This is a genomic window from Aliivibrio sp. S4MY1 (assembly GCF_028765545.1).
GTDB lineage: Bacteria > Pseudomonadota > Gammaproteobacteria > Enterobacterales > Vibrionaceae > Aliivibrio.
This window is the reverse complement of record NZ_JARACP010000013.1, coordinates 1-20,374: the sequence shown is the minus strand read 5'-3', so window position 1 is coordinate 20,374 and position 20,374 is coordinate 1. Positions and strand designations below refer to the sequence as shown.

The window sequence follows — 20,374 nt, the reverse complement described above, 5'->3', positions numbered from 1 at the left end:
AAGATTTTTATATAAAACTAATCCATCAAACTTTTTGATTTTATCGCTTTTTTAGACAGTTCTTTGGCAAAACCAGCAATATCTGATTCAAACGCTTCAACACTTTGTCGAATATCATCCAGTTGAACGGTCTGCATCTGACGCTGTTCCATGATTACTTTGCCATTTACAATCGTTGTTTCTACGTTACTTGGGTTAGCTTGATAAACCAGCGTAGCGTAAGGATCATAACTTGGCATCATATTCGCTGATTGAGTTTCAACAATAATGATATCCGCTTTCTTCCCAACTTCTAAAGAGCCAATTTCATCTTCCATGTGCAAGGCTTTTGCACCACCAATAGTTGCCATCTCGATCACTTGTTCTGGGATCATAATGGTTCTATCTGAGTGTTTTAAACGCTGCATATTTGCGGCATAACTTAAGGTGCGCCATAAATCCACTTGGTTTGAACTCATTGGTCCATCCGTTCCTAAACCAACTCGCATATCCGCACGAAACATATCCCAAGCAGGAGCAATGCCTGTTGCCCCTTTCGCATTCGCCATTGGGTTATAAACCACTCCCGCATCCGCTTGTTTTAATAACGCTTGATCATGTTGAGATAAATGAATGCCATGAGCAATCACCATTCGCTCGTCCAGAACACCAATTTCTTCTAGATATTCAACTGGAGATTCCGCTTTGGTTGGATCTTTAATTCTTGTCTCTTCATTTGGAAATTCAGCCACATGAATTAAAACAGGCACATCATAATCTTCAGAAAGTTGATTGATCTCTTGAAGCTTTTCTTTACTTACCGTGTACACGGCATGAGGTGCATAAGCTGGCGTGATTAATGGATCATTTTGATATTCTTCAATAAATGACTGTGCATATTGAATACCACCGTACGGTTGTTTTGCGTCCACCACAGGGAACTTAATGACAGTTTCACCCAATACGGCTCTTAACCCAACCTCTTTGGTCGCTTTGGCCATTTCATCCATGTGATAATACATATCGGCATAAGTGGTAACGCCACTCTGTGCCAAATCGATAGCACCAAGTTTGGTTGCGTTATAAATCAGCTCACGACTTAACTTCTGCGCCTCTAATGGGAAGAAGTAAGCAAATAATCGATTAGAAATACCCTCTTCACCTAAACCACGAAATGCGATCATCGGAAGATGGTTGTGAGCATTAATCATTCCCGGCATTACAATACCGTCATTAGCATCAATATTTTTTGGTGCATAATATTGCTCTAGTAGTTTTTCGTCACCAACAGCAATAATTTTATCGTTTTTAACCACCACGACACCATCATTAATCACTTGCATATCGGCGTTTACGGTTAACACTTGTCCGTTATTAATGATCAAATCTGCATTATATTCTTGTTGTTTTGCCATTGTTCCACAACCAGATAGCAAGACAGCGCTAATACTCAATACCAAGCTTTTAAGCTTCATTCCTAAACCTTAATCATGCCCCCGAAAATAAAAAAAGAAGCATTGGGGAAAATACTTCTTCTTAATTAATTTAATTGATAAATATAACGATTACGAGATGATTCTGCCCACCAAAAGATAAGATTGTGGGATAGGTCTCTCTATCGACTACTCTTTTACTTGAGAGCGACGCTTTTGGATCTGTCCCATAATAAATTTAATGATAATTGGGAACAAACCAAGTAAAGCGAGTGAGCCTAAAATTTGTGGTGAAATTAACCCAGACAACGAAGTTATTTCTGAGAGTTGTGTACCCGCATTTAAGTACACCATTGTCCCCGGTAACATACCCAGCTGACTAAACAGATAGAAACGACCTACTGATATTTTGGTTAATCCCATAAGTAAGTTAATTAAGAAAAACGGAAACACAGGGATTAATCGCAACGTCAGTAAATAAAACGCTCCGTCTTTTTCCACACCTTCATTAATCGCTACCAACTTATCTTTAAACTTACTGTCTACCCACTCTCTTAATAAATAACGACTGCTTAAAAACGCAATGGTTGCCCCAATAGTGCTAGCAAACGACACCAGTAATAAACTCCACCAAAAACCAAACAATGCAGCGCCAAGCAAAGTAACAACTGCTGCACCAGGAATAGACAGAGCCGTAATAACAACGTAAGAGATAAAGTAAACGACACTGTATACAAACAAATTGGCTTGTATGTCATTTTGCACGTTTTGATGAAATGCTTTCACCTGCTCAAGTGTTAATAAATGCCCGAAATTAGCATAGACAGCAGCAAATGACGCAAGAAGAATAAGTAATAAAATCAGTTTTTTATTCATATTAATGCCCCGCATTCACATCAGTGTTCATCTGTTTTGATAAATCATCAAAACCACCAACGTATTTACCATCCAACCAAATTTGAGGCACTGTCACAGGCGTTTTCTCACCAATAATGGCTTTAACTTCTGGGATCATTCGATATAGAGCCGCACTGTCTTTCACCACATCGTGATAGGTATATTCAACACCTGCCTCATCCAATGCAGCTTTCGCTTTAATACAATAAGGACATGTTGCTTTACCAAACACTACATTGCCTTTGATATCATCACGCTTAGCAACTTGAGCAATAACAGCTTGAACCAAAACACCACGATTTAGCGCTTCACCTTGGCTTATCACTTTATCTTCAACAATGATAATCGGTGCGTGCCAAGCTTTGAGCTTTAAAGGCTCCCACCAGTAAGACAGCCAATCTTTCACTTCAAGCTCAATAGGAATACCATCAAGCTCGGTGTTAAATGTATCTTCCAGAATGTCTTTCGTTAAGGTGCATTCTCCACATGGAATGTTAACTTTAAATGGCCCCCAACTGCCAGCCCAACGATATAATGTGATTTTTATTGGTTTCATTGCGACTTCCCCTATCAGCAAACTGATTTATCAAAATTAAACTGAACCGTTTAGTTTAATTTAGTCGAATTTCAATTTAAGTCAACCTTTATGATCCGTTATTTACTACGATTGATTAGTGTTACACGATATAAGTATATGCTAAGAAAAATAGTTTTGAGGTGTTGTAATGCTTCTTGCTAATTTAAGAGTTACAAATAATTAGAGAGTTCAATTAAATTACCGTCAGGATCTCGCAAATAGACTGAGATTATCTTGCCCATCGCACCTGTTCGTTGAATTGGGCCATCAATAATAGCCACGCCTTGTGACTCAATATGACTTTGAACTTCATCGATGGGTGTATGAGTAATAAAACACAGATCCGCACTGCCGCTTTGAACCTCTACGGCTTTGGGTTCAAACTCATTTCCTAATTGATGAAGGTTTATCTTTTGCTCACCAAAAGTAAGAGCAACCCTGCCCTCACCAAAGGTAACAATATCCATTCCGAGTACGTTTGAATAAAACTGACTCGTCACTTCAATGTTGTTAACCGTTAAAACAAGATGATCTAAACGTGCAACTTTCATTATTCATTCCCTATGAAACAAAAACGTAAAACATTATTCAGATTTAAAGATGATCCCTAAAAACATTTGGTGAGCTAATTCAATAAGCTCTGCATCTTTTGTTAACTGTAACGATGCCAATAATCCGTTATAAACTAACCCTGCTTTTTTGGCCTTCAATTCTGCATCTTTAATATAGTGTCTTTTAAATAACTCGATTAATAGCTCTTGTGTGCGTTGTTTGTATTGTGCGCTTACCTCAGTAATACCTTTATCTTCACTGCTGTATTCACTGTATGCCAATTGAAAATAACAACCATTAAATGATTCGATATCAATACAGCCAGCAAGACCTTCAAAACGAAACGCAATTTTTTCTTCTAATGTTAGTTCTGTATTTTCAAACAAAGCTTGAACATGAGAAAGAGATTGTTGGCTAAACAACTCTAATGCGTTGGCAATTAAATTCTCTTTAGATTGAAAATACTTATATATGGTCGCTTTAGATAACCCCGTCGCTGCGGTAATTTTATCCATACTCGTACCATGAAAACCATGTAATGCGCACAGTTCTATCGTCTTTTTAAGTGCGTTTATTCTTTTTTCTTCTTTCATACATCACTCTCCATTAATGCTGTGATTTTAGCAAAATAAACTGTTTAGTTCAAAAACTGATTGACAGTATCAAAATAAACGCTAAATTAAACTAAACAGTTTAGTTTATTAATCAGGAGATAAAAATGAATACTCAAAATTATAAAGCCATCTCAGCAGAAACCTCGTTAGGTTATAAAATTGGGGTCTTTGGTGTCGTACTTACCCTACTTTGGATAGGTATTTTTAAATTTACCCCAACAGAAGCGGCAGCTATAGAGCCGTTAGTTGCAAATCACCCTTTAATGGGCTGGATATACGGATTTATGTCAGTACAAATGGTATCGAATATCATTGGATTGACTGAAATTGTAATTGCAATAGGACTTATCGCAGGCTTTTTTAATCCTAAAATTGGTTACTATTCAGGGATCCTTGCCTTACTTACATTTATTGCGACACTTAGCTTCTTAGCAACTACACCGAATACATGGAAAGTCGTTGATGGCGTATTAACAACCAACTTCTTTTTACTTAAAGACATTGTGTTTATCTCTATATCATTACTAGTGATTGAGCATAATAAAAAACACGCATAATTAATAAAAAACAGCCTGCTCAATCCTCATTGAGCAGGCTGTTATTTTTTTTGATATTAAATAGAGATCACCACTGCATGTGTAAGCTCTACTTAAGACCAATACCCATTAAGAGTGCTTTGGAATTGCGCGTGGTTTTCCGTTTGAATCAATTGCTACGTAATTAAAGGTTGCTTCACACACTTGGAAACGGTGACTTACTTCGTCCTCTTTAATTGGTTTAACCCAAATCTATCAATACTTTGTATTATCATTTTTCAATTACTTTTACATTCACCAAGTGAAGTAATTTATACCTAGCATTTACCTCGCTTATAAAATACTATTCACCAAAAGGCACTTATAAATAATAGCCTTAATGTAGCATGTCGATAATAACGCTGCTTGTTCACAATATGAACATATACTTATATAAATTAAAATAGAATTACATATTATGAAATATACCTTAACTGCTTTGCTTGCTTTATCTTTATTTGGGTGTGGTGGTGACAGCTCCTCCGACAATAAAACCGTAGTTAATCATGTAACAACGCCAGAAAAAACAGTAAATCTTGATGGCATCAGTTTAAAGTCAATTATTTATCCAGACAAAATAAATGATTACTCTAACCAAGACCATTTAAAAGTCGTATTTTCTACAGATAATATTACAGATGGTTCAGAAACCATATCTTGCAATTGGATGATAGATAACATTACTGTTTCAAATGATTGTGAATATCAGTTGAAAGAAAATGAACACCTTTCGCCTATTGTTGTATCAGCTCAACTTAATTATAAAGAACAAGTAACCGAGCCATTCATTAAAACATTTACTAAGGCATTTCCTATTCAACAAGTAGAAAATAGTTATAGTAAAGTGACTCTGCTTAATACTGGTCAAGTTATAGAATGGAACCATATTCTTGATGGAAAATACGCTTATCAAGCAGAAAGACGTTTTGAAAAAATCCCATCAATGGATAATCATCAGTTTATCGCCATCTATGCACATGCTAATGCCTTCTCTGGTATAAAAAATAATGGTGACTTCTACCTTTGGGGTCCAAAAATAAAAGATAATGTTGATTTAATTGATGCAATCAACGCTGAAGGCGTTAAACAAGTCACTGCAGCAACTAACTATTTTTCAATATTAACAAATACAGGTAATGTTTATATTATTGGTAATACTAAAGGCACAACTAAAAAGTTAACTATCGATAATGGTATTGATATGTTAACGAGTGAAAGCAGTACTATTATTCAAACAGAAGAAGACAAAGCTTGCTTAATTGAAGATAGCGGAAAAATATCATGCAGTGATATACAAGGCGATATAAAGAATCTTGTAGAGCTAAAATACGATTATAAAGGTAACTACGCGCTTTTAACTGAACAAGGTAATCTATATCGATGGGGAAAACTAGCAAAAGCACAAGGCGAATTAGTTAGCCAAAATGTAGCGAATATTATTGCAAATGATAGTGCTTTTGCTTTTCTTAGACTAGATGGAACCGTTGGTGCTTGGGGAAGCAGAACTCAAGGTGGTGAATTCATCTATGATTATTATAGTTTTGAGCAAACTTACTTTAAAGCCAGTAAGAAATGCGTACCTGTAAAAAATAATGAACCAGACTATGACTCAAGCGATATATATGATCCTGACTATGAACCAGCTTATGATCCGATATGTGGCCGAGGTTATGAGCAAGTGTCTATTCCTGCGTATTATTCACCAGAAAAAAAACACTCTGAGCATAAATTAGATACTGAACTGACCAATGTTAAAAAAATCGTTGGCGCGTCTGGTTCTTTTGCGGCCTTAACTCTTGATGGTGATGTTATTACATGGGGAACTATCTTCAGTGGAGGTAATATTTACTCAGATAAAGTTAACCATGCAAATGAATTAACCAATATCGTAGATATAAAAACAAACACAAGCGGGTATTCAACCATACGACAAGATGGTGATATTACTTCATGGCAAGGAATATGGGATATTGCAGCCGAGATACAATTTGGTGAATATATTAAATATTATTATTATGACCAAAATAGACCGAGTCATGTAGGGTTCTCTGATGCATTTATAAAAGCATCTCCAGATAATGTTACCTCTTTCACATCAAATGAAGGCGCTTATTTATTAACAGAAAAAGCAAAGCGAGAATCCTCTCCTCACTTTATCCTTAACTCATGGGGATTTAAAGAGCTTGGTGCTGGTTTAACAAATATAAAATTACCTGGAAAAGTTGATAAAGTATTCCCACATAAAACAGGGTTTACTATTTATACTGACCAAGGACATATTTATAACATTGATGTACCCAATGAGATCGCCGTGCTTAAAAAGATAGAGACGACGATTTAAGAGATAAAAAACAAATGCGTGGATATGGTCTTTGTATTGACCATATCCATTTTTACAATGACTTTTTTAAAACTGCAATGAATCACCTTGCTCAGGAAAAATAAAGTTTACACCTAGATTATTTGCTTCTGCTAACTGCTTTTTGATAATCACTTTAGGATCTTCACTATTCTTTAAGCTGTATTTGATGTGACTTATGACTACGTTTAGATCTTTTAAAGAGCCTTTACCATTAATTCCTTCAAGCACACTTAATTCTTTAACTAACCAGTTTGGCGTTAAATGTCCAAACAAAGATTTATCAGGAGTTTCGTTGGTAAAAGAAACTTCAATAATAATCCCCTTTAACTTCTCTTGTTTTACAAAAGGAGCTAAAGCAGACCACGCCGTTTTCATTGCCGAACTTTTCTCTACTTCATCAGGCCCTGTATCACCAAAATAAGCAAATACATCCCCTTCACTATCTTTTAGAATAAAGACCGTAGATTGCCCACCAGAATGAGACAAAGGCAATGACATCACACTCATTGTTGTTTCAGCTATCGGACTCCAAACACCCGGTTGAAGATCCACATAGTTGTATTTGTTCAGCTTAAAGCCTTCACCTTTGTTACCAAAATTAGGCCATGCTGACCAATTAAAGTAATTCTTCATGAGATCTTTATTTGTCGCCTCTAATCCATATATCGGTTTTTTACTGTCATCAGGAGAAGAGATAATTAGACCGGCAACATGATCTAAATGCGCATGACTAATAAAGTAACCCTTAATCTTATCCTTTAATAGGTAACCTACTTTGGTATAGGGTGAGTCATCTGGCACAGTAATATCTTTAAATGCTCCTTTCTGCTCTGACACAATTAACCCATTAACAACAGAGCCTGCATCAAGCATAACAAAATTAGAATCCACCTCACTTTTAATTAAAAAAGCCGTTAAATTGCCATCTTGAATCCCCCCTTTACTCCCTAACGTAACGGTATCAAAAACCGCTGATTGAGCCGAAAAAGAAAACACAGACAAACACGTAAATAACACTGCTAATTTATTTTTAAACATAGCTAACCTTAATAAAGTCGCACACCCTTGTGCTCAGTCAGATAATACAATGAGATAAATGAATGGAGTATTAAATATTTAATACTATTGATAAGAAAGTAATTATAAGCAACATGCTCCACAGAATTTGATACTCCTAACATCTTTACCGATAAATCCGCGCTACACTCCGGCTTAATGTTAACCACCTAAGTTGTAATCATGGCGACAATCAGTGACGTTGCAAAATTAGCAGGGGTTTCTACTGCTACCGTCTCCCGCGTAATCAATAACTCTGCTTATGTTGAGCCTGTCACTCTTGAACGAGTACAAAATGCTATTCGTGAACTCAATTACCAACGAGATGCACGAGCCAGTGCGCTAGCAAAAAAGACCAATAACACGCTTGGGTTATTAACGGGTAATCTTGCTGATCCTTTCTTTGCCCTAATAGCCAAAAACGTAGAAGAAGTCGCCCGTAAACATAAATGCCAATTAGTTGTAGTAAGCGGCGGCCATGACGCACAAAGAGAAAAAGAAGGATTGGATTTTTTAATCAGCCAAGGATGTGAAGCCATGGTGGTTCACGCCAAAATGCTAGACGATGCCACCCTACTTAGATACAGCGCCCAATTACCCTCAATGGTATTGCTTAATCGCACTATACCGCAAATATCCAACCGCTCTGTCTATATCGATAATAGAGCAGGAGCAAAAGAATCTGTAGTTCACTTAATTGAGCAAGGCCATCGAAAGATCGCCTGTGTCACCAGTGATCTCCCTATTGAAGACAGAACAGAGCGACTGAACGGTTATCGTGATGCGATGAAAGAGGCCAACATTACTATTGAGCCTAATTGGATTATTAATCAGAACTTTAGCGAACAAGGTGGAGAACTGGCTGGTGAACAATTATTGACTCAATGCCCCGAGATCACAGCGGTAGTTACCTTTAACGATGTAATGGCCGCCGGTTTAATGGCAAGCTTGCATGAAAATAATATCCGTGTTCCAGACGATATTTCTATTATTGGGTTTGACGATGTTTTATTGGCTCGATATCTCTATCCACGCTTAACCACCATGCACAATCCTATTGATGAAATGTCGAGCTATGCTGCTGATTTAGCATTAAAAATAAAAAACACAGGTTATATTCCACCACAAAAACATTGCTTTAATGCCACCTTAGTTCAGCGCCAGACTGCTGCACCTTATTCAACAAAGCAAGCCCTAAAAGTGTGATGAACATCTTAGGTAACAATCCCATGTAAGCGCTTACATGAGTGCGTTACCTATCTCTCATATTCTAATTAATAGAACTCTTATTATGACCTCATAAAAACAAAACAACCCTACATCTGTTTACGAGGAATACAACAATGACACAATCAAAGCCTCTACCATCATTTGCACTCGCAATAGCACCTATTGCAGTCATGTTTGGTCTACTAGCAATTGGATACGGCCTCTTTAGTCTACAAATTGAAGCGCTGCTACTTACTTCAGCAACCTTCACCGGTTTTATCGCTTATAAAATGGGATATAACTGGGATGAAATAATGAATGCCATTGTTGAGAAACTGGCGAAAGCAATGCCTGTTATCTTAATTTTAGTGTCGGTTGGTGGCCTAATCGCAAGTTGGATGGTCAGTGGTACCATTCCTTATATGGTTTATTGGGGATTAAAAGTCATCAGTCCTCAATATATTTTAATTGCCGCTTTCTTTGTTACCAGCGTAGTTTCTGTATGTACAGGTACATCATGGGGCTCAGCAGGCACGGTCGGTGTTGCTCTAATGGGTGTTGCCGCAGGTCTTGATGTATCAATGGCAGCCGCAGCTGGTGCAGTGGTTTCTGGTGCTTACTTTGGTGATAAAATCTCCCCTCTTTCTGATTCAACTAACTTTGCACCTATTGTTTCTGGCACAACCTTATATGAACATATTCAACACATGCTTTATACAACGCTACCGGGTTTTGTTATCGCTTCTGTTGTCTTCTTCTTTGCTGGCCAATACGGTGATGTGGCAAATGTAAGCGAACCTCAAAAAGTACTCGATATTCTTGCGGGATTAGAAAGTCTATATAACCTTAATATTCTATTAATTGTGCCACCAATGATGATCCTATGGGGTGCATTCACTAAAAAACCAGTACTTCCATTGATGCTTGCGGCTTCTGCTCTTGCCCTACTTATCGGTGTGTTTTTACAAGGCTTCAGCCTACAACAAGCACTTCAAGCGTTTGTTAATGGTTTCAATATCGATATGTTAAATGCAAATGGTCATGCAACCGACGGCTTGGTTCCTGATATTGCAAAACTGCTTAATCGTGGTGGCTTATTCTCTATGATGAGCACGATTCTTCTTGTGTTTTGTGCCTTCGCTTTCGCGGGTATCTTAAGTCTAACTGGCGCGCTAAATGTAGTATTAGGTCGCTTCTTACACCTGATCCACAGCACAGGCCAGTTAATTCTATCAACCGTGATTGCTACGATTACTGTGGTATTCACAACTTCTGATGGCAAACTTGCCCTATTAATCCCTGGTGAATTATTCCAAAACGCTTATCGTAAAATGGGATTAGACACAAAAAACCTTTCAAGAACGATTGAAGATGCCGGCACCATTATCGAACCACTGGTTCCATGGACTGCCGCAGGTATTTACATGGCAAGCACACTAGGCGTAGCAACGCTTGATTATCTACCATGGGCGATTCAGTGCTACACCGGTGTTATCTTCGCCATCATTTATGGTTTCACTGGCTTTGGTATTGCAAAAGCGCCAGTAACTCAAGACAACGACTCATTATCTCCAGTTGACGTAAAATAAGGCTATCTCATGACAACTTCTTTTGACTGCATTCACAACCGTTGTAACACCGGCTCATTAAAATGGGATTTCATGAAAGAAAAGCTCGGATTAGATGGCACTGACCGATTACCTATGTGGGTGTCTGATTACGACTTTCAAGCGCCACCACAAGTATTAGAAGCGCTTCATAACCGCATCGACCATGGTATTTTTGGCTACGCTGAACGTAATAATGACTACTACCAAGCCGTTATCAACTGGTATCAAGAGCAGCATAATATTGGTATTAAAAAAGAATGGATAACCACGGTACACGGTGTGTTACCAGGACTTTCAATGGCAATTCAATTGCTAACAGATACCAATGATAAAGTGGTAATGCAAACACCGGGTTATGGTTCGTTTCGTAAAATCGTAGAATTTAATGACCGCGTATTAGTTGAAAACCCATTAATTGAGCAACAAGGAAACTACACTATTGACCTTGCTAATTTAGAATCTTGCTTCCAACAAGGTGCTAAAGTGATGATCTTCTGTAATCCTCACAACCCTGTCGGTAAAGCATGGTCAAAAGAAGAGATAACTGCGGTAGCAGAGCTATGTCATCAATACGATGTGTGGTTGTTAAGTGATGAGATCTGGGGCGATTTAGCGATGGGAGATAACACTTACCATTCAGCATTGTCATTACCAGAAGATCTGCAACAAAAACTGATTGTAGCAACAGCAGCGAGTAAAACATTTGGTTTGTCTTCTGTGCGTATTTCTAATTTCATGATCCCAAATCAAGAATTAAAAGCACGTTTAGTTCGTCGTTTAGATGCTCATGGTATGGATGTTTATAATAGCTTGGCTATGTGTGCTGCCACTGCTGCTTACCAAACCTCTGCCCCGTGGTTAAACGAGCTAAAAACCTATCTACAAGAGAACATTACTACCCTAGAAACTTTTATTGAACGCGAACTGCCAGATCTGAGCTTTACGCCTCCAGAAGCTGGATATTTAGCATGGGTAGATTGCCGCTCTCTTGGATTAACGGACAAAGAGCTAGAATTGAAATTAGTCGAGGCTGGCATTGTTCCAAGTATGGGGATTGCATTTGGCAGTGAAGGCTCTGGGTTTATTCGTTTAAACCTAGGTTGTCCTCGTGAAGTGTTAGTTCAAGCGATGCTGCGAATTAACGTTGCGCTGAGTAGCTAATCGGCTTTAGATAAGTTAGTTTAAACAAAATACCCGGTGAACTTCATCGGGTATTTTTATAACTCCAGAGTAGTAATAAATACTACGACCGCAACTTATGTCTCACTTGGCTAAAGCGATAGAAAACCAAAGACAGAAGTAACAAGCCACAACCAATCAGTTTATTTAACGGCATCGATTCATCATATATCCAAACACTAAGTAGCATTGTCCAAATAGGTTCAAGCAACATTAGGATAGCTGCATTAGTCGGTGTTACCCATTTTTGCCCTACCGTTTGCAATAAATAGCGCAGACTCGTTGCAAGCAACACACTTAGTACGACCCACTTCCACGTAATTAGGCTCACCTCTTGTGGCCATGTTTCTAAAAACAGTGACAACACCACACCTAAGCAGCCAACTGTGAATAATTGTAGTGTCGTTAATAAAATCGTCGGTAAACTGGCCGAATACTTACTGTTAAAATTAAAATGCGTCGCAAGCCCTATTGCTGCACAGATAAACCATATTTGACTTGCCGATACATTCCAACCGTCGTTCCATGCTAATAAAAACAAACCAGAAATCGCAATGGGTAAAGATAACCAAAATGCTCTTGGAGGCCTAGAACCAAACAGTGGCCATGCAAGCAAAGGAACAAACAGCATAGAGAGGCTCATAATAAACGCCCCTTCACCCAAAGTGTCGCTGATTGATATTGCATGGATCCAACAAAATAAGGCTGAAGAAAGTAATACGCCAACCCCCATTGAACGAACACAGTCTTGCAATAATGCTTTTTTCAACGCGCCAAAGCAAAATGGTAATAAACACAATGATGCCAAAATAAAACGAATACCAATAAAAGCAAACGGAGGTAGCTCTTGGATTGCCTCTTTTGAGAACACCCATCCAGCGCCAGCCAAAAGAGTGGTTATAATTAAAACAGGCTCTGCACGAAGTTTAGTTAGCATAAAGACACTTAATAGTGATGAAGACAGAAAATGGTGGGTATTTTAATACGCATCAAGCGATACATACAGATTTATAAACTAATTTATCATTTACTCATAATAAAAAAAGAGCATATTGAAATTATCAACATACTCTTTAATACTCTACTATTCAAATAGGTTACGGTGTCACTAAATATTACCTAGTTTTGCCCTTCTGCCGTGATTTTTATAACCTCTACCACTACATTACTTGCCGCTTTTAATGAGTTAACAGGCAAATATTCATAAATAGAATGGAAGTTATGTGCACCTGTAAATATGTTCGGGCACGGCAATCCTTTCTGTGACAATACCGCCCCATCATAGCCACCCCGCATCGGTACGGCTTTCATTGTAATGCCATTTCTCTCATACGCTTCTTTGGCGATAGTAATAGGAAAACTTGCATCCCCTTCTAAACTGTTCGCTACGTTTTCATAACGATCACTTAGGTTGATAGAGATACTTGAATCACCCCATAATTTCGCAAAGCTGTCTGAAAGATTTTGTAAAAATGCCATACGATCACGATATCCATCTTTATAAAAATCACGGATATCCATTTTCAGTACTGTTTTAGCGCTGTTGCCAGATAACTCTTTCACCCAATAATAGCCTTCACGACCTTCGGTATATTGAGGCGCTTCACCACCAGGTAGCATACTAATGAATTGATGAGCCATTAATAGAGAGTTTTTTAATTTTCCTTTTGCAGACATTGGGTGTGCAGATTGCCCAGTAAACGTAATGATTGCATCACCGGCATTCCAGTTTTCATGAACAAACTCACCAATACCACAACAATCAAGCGTATAACCGAAATCAGCGCCGAAGCTTTCTACATCAAACGCCTTAGCACCTCGTAAACCCTGTTCTTCATCAGGAACAAAAGCGACTTTCACAGTGCCATGAGGAATACTTGGGTCGGCTTTCAATATCTGTAGTGCATTCATTATTGCAGCAATTGCCGCTTTATCATCTGCTCCTAATAAGCTCGTCCCATCGGTAACTATGATGTCATCACCGACGTAATTAACAAGCTCAGGAAACTCACTCTCTTTTAGAATGATGTCTAATGCTGGGTTCAAACAAATATCACCTCCTTGATAACTCACAATCTGCGCATTGGTATCGTTTGTCTGCTCTGCACTGGTATCAAGATGGGCAAAAAATGACACCGTTGGTATTGTCTGCTCACCCTTAATATTTGATGGTAGTGTTGCTGTTAAAATTGCCGTATCACGTAAAACAATCTCTTCCATCCCTAATACTTCTAGCTCTTTTGCTAATAACTTGGCAAGCTTCATCTGACCATCTGAAGAAGGCATTATTCCTGCTGCCCCTTTTTCTCGGCTAGTCGTTGTATTAATACGTGTATAACTTAAAAAGCGTTCAATAATATCCATAGTTAACTCCAATTCTTGGATCTAATTTATATTTAACTCCAACCCGAACAAGCATGTAAATAACAACTTATCCGAATTGGTATAACCGCAAACTACACTAAAATTTGAGAACAAATTAAAACAGTAATTAAACCACCAGACATTGGAATAATCGTTCGTTTAGCTAATTCAATTGGTGATACGTTTGCCACACCCGCACACGCAATAACAACACCCGCAACTGGCGATGCAGAGCGCATTAAACCTGCCGCTAATTGCATAGGAAGAGCAACATGAGCAGCAGCCGTACCTACTTGTGCTGCAACATCTGGTGCTAAGTTTGAGAAACTGAAGAACGAAGCATTACCAGAGCCAGATAACATAGTAACCAAAACAATAATCACAACAAGAACAAGAACCATAGCAATATAGCCCAATCCCATATTAGAAGCAGAATTAAGTAGTAGAGCGATAAAACCAATAGTGGTTAACCCGGTAACAAAAACTTGTGCCGAGATAATTAAGCTCACAACGCCCGTAAATACGTTCCCCATACCTTCTAAATACACTTTTAAAGAAGCCGCCACTTCCTTGCCATTACGGGTATAAAGATAATCACACACCATAGCGATAAATAAAGAGATAAACATTGCCGTTACTACATCCATGCGAACAGATGTCACCGCAAATTTACTGAAGGTTAATAACAGTAATAATGGTAGAACAGGTAAAATTGCAAACCATTTAGGCGCTTTACGTTGGTCTTTCGCATCAAGATTAAACTCATGAACAACGCCCTTCTCTTCATCTTTTTTATCAAAATAACGCTGACAAACAAAATGCAGAGCTGCAATAACAGCCATAGCAGCAATAGCTACAGGAAGTTGATAGCTAGCAAAATATGTCGCAACATCAATACCTGATACTTCCGCCGCTTTATTTGCCGCAGAAGAGGCAGGGCCTAAATCAAGACAACCTGTCGTCGCTACTACCGCCGCCGCTGCCGCAGGGTTACAACCAACCCCTACCAATACTGGGTACATAGCAACTAATAGCAATAATGCTAAGCCTGTAGCACTTGGAATAAAGATATTAATTAATTGACCAATTATGTACGCAAGCGCTAAGACTAAGTATGGGTTTTTGATGTATGAAAGCGGCTTAGTCGCAATTTGTACCATAGCGTTTGCAGCACCAATGTGGCCCATATATTTAGAGAAACCACCAACCGCCATGATGATCAGACCTAATTTCGCTAATGTAGATGACGAAATCACTTTAATCACTTCAAAGAAATCGACAATGATCGACCCTGTTGGAGTACCGCCCTTAGGTAGAAACTCCGTAGTTCCGTTTAAAACACCCAACGCAATCATTAATAAACCAGAAAGAAATAATACTGCCTGAGTATTATATTTTTTCACTATAAAATATCCGACACCCAATATTATTGGTAACGCTAAAAAAGTAATCATGACAACCTCAATATATTATAACTATAGATAGGTAAGTCCATTTAAAAATAAACAAACTTAAATTAATAAATATTATGAATATGCGGGTTCTTATCTGAATTTAAAATACCAGAGTTATTTAAAACAAAATTATTTTAAAATAGATACATTCCCTTATTTATGACACTGTATTTTTATTTATCAAAAATACTAAACTCTTCAAACAATCCTTCGATGCGATTAAATCGATTATTTCTTTCCTTCTGTTTTGATAACCCCTTAATAAATGCTTCAATTAATGCAAACCCTGATGCTCTATTATTAAAGAAGCCCTGACTGGCACTCTCTACTGAGAATTGAATATCGCAATATGCGACAAAAGGATTTACGGGTTGATCCGTCACTAAGATGATCCGACCACCAAATTGATGAAACCATTTCACTAACCGTATCGTTATAGTTGAGAACCTATGATAAGAAATGGCAAATAAAACATCGTCTTTACTTACGTCTACCAGTTGATGTGGCAGCGTGGATATATCGGCTTTTAACCAAACAACATCTTTACGTAAGTATCTAGCTAATAGGTAAAAATAATTCGCCAATGCCTCTGATGATGCGCTGCCAATAACATAGAGTTTCCCTTTCGGGTTTTGCATATATTCGATGGCTAATTCAAAATCACTCTCAGAGATTGTCGCAAAGGTTTTAGCCATATTCGACATCACTTCATCATAATGCGACTGCAAAACATTATCTTTTCTATCAGTAGGTTGAAGTGTTTCGTAACGCTCTACTGGCGTGGTAAGTGTTAATGCTAAATCATCTGCTACGTGCTTTTTAAACTCTAAAAATCCACTAAAACCCAAATGCTGTAAAAAACGACCTAACGTAGCCTTACCTACCCCTATTTGTTTGCATAACTCATCAATTTTGGCAAATGGCAGCATGGTGTAATGTTTCATGAAATATTCGGTAATACGCTGCTCTGCCGCCGTTAGCGCCCCTAATCCATTTACTGCATCGATGAAGTCTTTTTTATCCACGGGGATTATTTCCCAAATATTTAATCTATGGGATATATTTCCACTAATGCAATGATACTTTCAAGGGAATTAATTTTTCCCATACTTATTTTGTGACAAACACACATAAAAAGTAAGGATTCAACATATTGTTAAAATAATGCTAATAGAACACAAGTGAATAGTTAGGATACTTAATTTTATCGCAAAAAAAGGCCACTGCATTTAGTGGCCTTTATCATGATTTAGTATTAACTAAGCAAATATAATTATTTAATATTAAGGACATCGCCAATAAGCAAACGCTTAGGGTTAGCAATTTTAGGATTTAGTTGAAGTAAATCTTCTAATGCGATCCCTTGCTCTCTTGCAATACTATATAACGTATCATCTTGTTTAATTGTGTAGTACATCACCGCTTTGTCAGCTTGTTGCTGTGCTTGCGCCTTTAGTTCGCCTTGTGCTACATCTAACTTACGTACAGTTTGATAAATTTCACTGTCCGTTTCTTTTTGCTTTTGTAGCTCAGCTTCTAATGTACCAACCTGAGATTCTAACGTGCTAACTTTTGATTCTAATACATTCATTTGTTCTGTCTGATTCTTTTGCTGGGCAATAAGCTCATCATTTGAAGCACAACCAGTAAGAACTAATGAAGACATTAGCGACGCCAGTAGAATTATATTTTTTTTCTGTTTCATACTTTTCTCACAACTTCATCTAGTTGATAAATAACTACGACCATTGTCATAAAAATAGAATGTATGTACAAGCAATAAATAGCTTTATTGAGAAGTTTTGCTTATTTTTTTCTATTTAATCATTTGAATAATAAGGAAAGCCACTAGTTTCACTTGATGTAACCCAACATCTATACCTAACATGATAGAGAACACCATAAGTATAATATCTATATACTAGCACTCTTTTATTCATTGAATTTATATAGGGAGCATACTTTACTTATTAAGAAATAATCCAATCCACTAAACAATTTGAGTTATACATAAACCATGTGGCATCTACTGCCACATACCCCGCTAGGATGAAGGCCCATTATTTGTACATTTGAATTAATTAAAATGACGAAAAAAATAAAATCAAATACTCAAGAACATCTTTCGTTGATATTAGAGCTTTACTGCCGAATACCACAAGGACGGAAAACAACAGCACAATTACTTCAGAAGGAGTTAGCACTGGCAGGTATTGAGCGAGATATACGAACTATTCAACGAAATCTTGAGCTAATCAGTAATTACTTTGATGTAGACAAAGATACAAGAGATAAGCCATACGGATATAGCAGAAAGTTGCATCAAAAAATGGTTTTAGGCCTAAGAGAAAGCATCATACTTGGATTAGCCGAAGTATATTTGAGGGCAGCACTTCCTAATGAGCTTTCTTCCGTCATTGATTCTGCATTTATTCAAATAAAGAACTCATCAATATCAACACTTCCACCTTTATTATCAACCAGAAAGGTACATGCTGATATAGATATCTCATCACATTTACAAAGCGTTCAACTTTATAGTATTTTTGAGCGTATTTGCTTGGCTTTAACTTGCCAACGGTTAATCACAATAAAAAAACACAATCATAGTATTCACAAAAATGTAGAGCCTTTAGGTTTAATATTAACCAATACTGAATTGTATTTAATATATCGAACAGAGGATATTAAGCATATGCCAATTAGCCACATTCATACAATTGATGTGTCCACATTCTTATTCGATTACCCTGATGGTTTTAACCTTGAAAATTATAATTTATTATTTTCAAACAAATTAATCATAGGAAAATCATCAATTAAAACTTAGTACGACAACGTAAATCTGTTATTTTCATATCCCACCCTATAACAAAATATAGAAAAGTGAAATTATATAAAGAGGATTAACGCTATCCTCTTTATTCTAAAAAGTAAATACACGATTTCGACCATCTTCTTTCGCAATATAAAGAGCTTTATCGGCTATATTTAATGCACTTCTAATGTTTACAACATTAGAATATGAAGACACGCCTATACTTGTCGTTATTTCTAATTCTGTTTTACTAGTAGTGAATCGTTCTTTATATATAGCAAGCCTCAAACATTCGCATACCTCTTTTGCTCTTATTATATCCAAACCTGGCATTAATAGTATAAATTCATCCCCCCCACTCCTTGAAAGGATATATTCAGCAGGTAAATTCATCATGCAAACATTCGCAAATTTAACGAGAATTTCATCTCCAGCATCATGACCGTATTTATCATTGACTGCTTTGAAAAAGTCGATATCGAAAATAGCGATCGACCCATAAATTAATTCGTTATTCTTAAGTAATTTTAGTTTATATTCAAACCCTCGCCTATTTATCAACCCAGTTAAAAAATCTGTATGCGTTTCATTTTTTAGCAATTTATTTTCTTTTTTATTATTTTTAAAATATCTAAAAACCAGTACTGTTATAATAAAAACAATTGATACTAAAAAAAACATAAACATTCTAATACTAAGTTTTGGCGAATTTTTAGCAGTATAGAGTTCCCAACTAGTATTAAAAACATAAATTACACCTTTCAATGATTTATTACTAAAGTTTCCTTTAGAACTAATTAACTTCTCATTAAGACTTTGACCATCAGGATTATAACCAACAATAAGATAATCAACAAAGCCATGCTTTAAAAGTATATTGTCAATCATATTAATAATCGAGTCTAAGTATACGACCGAGGATGTAAACCCCCAAAAATCATTTCCGCTTAAAATAGTTTTTCTAATGATAAAAGCTTTCTTTCCATTTTGTACCAACTTAACAGGACCAATGATAGTTGTATCTTTCTTTAAAATGGACTCTAAGCTTCCTCGCTTTCGATTTTCATCATTTAGAACATCATGACCTATTGCATTTTTATTTTCGTCATAAGGGTACACATAGGAAACAACACCATTAGGGAGTAAAAGTATTGAATCGAGATCACTATAATCTGCTAGTAAAATTTCACTTACTCGATTAAATTCAGTCAATGCAATAGTACTATTTTTAGATGTTCTAACAATTTCTTTTAACACCTCAGAAGAAATCACTGCATCATTAAATACAAGACCAATAGATTGGTTAAGTTCATAAATAACATCATTAATACGTTTCTCGTTATCAACCCCATTTATTTTAACGACACATAACTCTGCCATAAACAATGAAGATAAAAACAAAACGAAAACAATTGTTTTTTTTAACATAACCACTACTCAATATCATACTTACAAAAATCAACATATATAATCAACGCTAAGAATAAAACGTTAAACCACATAAAAATTAAACAAATTATTACTTAGCACGTACAAATCCATGTCTACTTACATTAACAATACAAGTATGTCACATGTGACTCTTACTTTTAAAAAATAACACACGCCTGTAATATACATTACAGGTAATAATAAGAATAGCTTATAAAGTAACAATAAGGCATTAAATGTCGCTGTTAATATTATACTCCAAAG

General features: G+C 36.8%; 18 protein-coding genes and 1 pseudogene. 6 read left to right on the top strand and 13 right to left on the bottom strand.

Translation table 11 applies throughout. The features are described 5' to 3' along the window. Positions 1-17 precede the first annotated feature (17 nt). The 5 genes from PVK71_RS14850 to PVK71_RS14830 all read right to left on the bottom strand — a co-directional run bounded on the left by PVK71_RS14850 (position 18) and on the right by PVK71_RS14830 (position 4,031). A complete protein-coding gene (locus PVK71_RS14850) occupies positions 18-1,454 on the bottom strand; it encodes an amidohydrolase (RefSeq protein ID WP_274419694.1) in 1,437 nt (478 codons plus the stop codon). Between the two features lie 147 nt (positions 1,455-1,601). After that, complete coding sequence (locus PVK71_RS14845; protein ID WP_274419695.1) at positions 1,602-2,288, bottom strand: TVP38/TMEM64 family protein; 687 nt, start codon at positions 2,286-2,288, stop codon at positions 1,602-1,604. A 1-nt stretch (position 2,289) separates the two neighbouring features. Then, positions 2,290-2,865, bottom strand: a complete 576-nt coding sequence (locus PVK71_RS14840; protein ID WP_274419696.1) for a glutaredoxin family protein — start codon at positions 2,863-2,865, stop codon at positions 2,290-2,292. Between the two features lie 191 nt (positions 2,866-3,056). After that, complete coding sequence (locus PVK71_RS14835) at positions 3,057-3,437, bottom strand: VOC family protein (protein WP_274419697.1); 381 nt, start codon at positions 3,435-3,437, stop codon at positions 3,057-3,059. A gap of 33 nt (positions 3,438-3,470) precedes the next feature. Next, positions 3,471-4,031 carry a TetR/AcrR family transcriptional regulator gene (locus PVK71_RS14830; RefSeq protein ID WP_274419698.1) on the bottom strand — a complete coding sequence of 187 codons (561 nt, stop codon included), beginning with the start codon at positions 4,029-4,031 and terminating at the stop codon, positions 3,471-3,473. A 125-nt stretch (positions 4,032-4,156) separates the two neighbouring features. Here PVK71_RS14830 and PVK71_RS14825 point away from each other — a divergent pair, with 125 nt between their 5' ends. Next, entirely contained in the window at positions 4,157-4,609 is a 453-nt protein-coding gene (locus tag PVK71_RS14825; protein ID WP_274419699.1) for a DUF417 family protein, read from the top strand. A 108-nt stretch (positions 4,610-4,717) separates the two neighbouring features. Here PVK71_RS14825 and PVK71_RS14820 read toward each other — a convergent pair. Continuing rightward, positions 4,718-4,840, bottom strand: a pseudogene (locus tag PVK71_RS14820) (acyl-CoA thioesterase); the annotation flags it as partial. Between the two features lie 205 nt (positions 4,841-5,045). Here PVK71_RS14820 and PVK71_RS14815 point away from each other — a divergent pair. Then, positions 5,046-6,968, top strand: coding sequence for a hypothetical protein (locus PVK71_RS14815; protein ID WP_274419700.1), 1,923 nt, complete (start codon positions 5,046-5,048; stop codon positions 6,966-6,968). Between the two features lie 66 nt (positions 6,969-7,034). Here the strand turns inward: PVK71_RS14815 and PVK71_RS14810 are convergent, their stop codons facing one another. Beyond that, complete coding sequence (locus tag PVK71_RS14810; protein WP_274419701.1) at positions 7,035-8,027, bottom strand: MBL fold metallo-hydrolase; 993 nt, start codon at positions 8,025-8,027, stop codon at positions 7,035-7,037. Positions 8,028-8,228: 201 nt separating this feature from the next. Here PVK71_RS14810 and PVK71_RS14805 point away from each other — a divergent pair, with 201 nt between their 5' ends. The 3 genes from PVK71_RS14805 to PVK71_RS14795 all read left to right on the top strand — a co-directional run bounded on the left by PVK71_RS14805 (position 8,229) and on the right by PVK71_RS14795 (position 12,025). Beyond that, positions 8,229-9,251, top strand: a complete 1,023-nt coding sequence (locus PVK71_RS14805) for a LacI family DNA-binding transcriptional regulator (protein WP_274419702.1) — start codon at positions 8,229-8,231, stop codon at positions 9,249-9,251. A 137-nt stretch (positions 9,252-9,388) separates the two neighbouring features. After that, complete coding sequence (gene nhaC / locus PVK71_RS14800; RefSeq protein WP_274419703.1) at positions 9,389-10,843, top strand: Na+/H+ antiporter NhaC; 1,455 nt, start codon at positions 9,389-9,391, stop codon at positions 10,841-10,843. 9 nt (positions 10,844-10,852) lie between these two features. Next, positions 10,853-12,025 carry a MalY/PatB family protein gene (locus tag PVK71_RS14795; RefSeq protein WP_274419704.1) on the top strand — a complete coding sequence of 391 codons (1,173 nt, stop codon included), beginning with the start codon at positions 10,853-10,855 and terminating at the stop codon, positions 12,023-12,025. 82 nt (positions 12,026-12,107) lie between these two features. Here the strand turns inward: PVK71_RS14795 and PVK71_RS14790 are convergent, their stop codons facing one another. The 5 genes from PVK71_RS14790 to PVK71_RS14770 all read right to left on the bottom strand — a co-directional run bounded on the left by PVK71_RS14790 (position 12,108) and on the right by PVK71_RS14770 (position 17,527). Continuing rightward, positions 12,108-12,980, bottom strand: coding sequence for a DMT family transporter (locus PVK71_RS14790; RefSeq protein ID WP_274419705.1), 873 nt, complete (start codon positions 12,978-12,980; stop codon positions 12,108-12,110). Between the two features lie 182 nt (positions 12,981-13,162). After that, positions 13,163-14,407 (bottom strand): peptidase T, encoded by a 1,245-nt coding sequence (gene pepT, locus PVK71_RS14785; RefSeq protein WP_274419706.1) that lies wholly within the window; start codon positions 14,405-14,407, stop codon positions 13,163-13,165. Positions 14,408-14,499: 92 nt separating this feature from the next. Beyond that, entirely contained in the window at positions 14,500-15,861 is a 1,362-nt protein-coding gene (dcuC, locus tag PVK71_RS14780; protein ID WP_274419707.1) for a C4-dicarboxylate transporter DcuC, read from the bottom strand. A gap of 173 nt (positions 15,862-16,034) precedes the next feature. Next, complete coding sequence (locus PVK71_RS14775; RefSeq protein ID WP_274419709.1) at positions 16,035-16,886, bottom strand: MurR/RpiR family transcriptional regulator; 852 nt, start codon at positions 16,884-16,886, stop codon at positions 16,035-16,037. A gap of 248 nt (positions 16,887-17,134) precedes the next feature. Then, positions 17,135-17,527, bottom strand: a complete 393-nt coding sequence (locus PVK71_RS14770) for a LysM peptidoglycan-binding domain-containing protein (protein WP_274421846.1) — start codon at positions 17,525-17,527, stop codon at positions 17,135-17,137. A gap of 420 nt (positions 17,528-17,947) precedes the next feature. Between PVK71_RS14770 and PVK71_RS14765 the strand changes: the two genes are divergently transcribed. Continuing rightward, positions 17,948-18,691 (top strand): hypothetical protein, encoded by a 744-nt coding sequence (locus tag PVK71_RS14765; protein ID WP_274419712.1) that lies wholly within the window; start codon positions 17,948-17,950, stop codon positions 18,689-18,691. A 96-nt stretch (positions 18,692-18,787) separates the two neighbouring features. Here the strand turns inward: PVK71_RS14765 and PVK71_RS14760 are convergent, their stop codons facing one another. Further along, positions 18,788-20,107: a sensor domain-containing diguanylate cyclase gene (locus tag PVK71_RS14760; RefSeq protein WP_274419713.1), complete on the bottom strand. Its 1,320-nt coding sequence runs from the start codon at positions 20,105-20,107 to the stop codon at positions 18,788-18,790. Positions 20,108-20,374 lie beyond the last annotated feature (267 nt).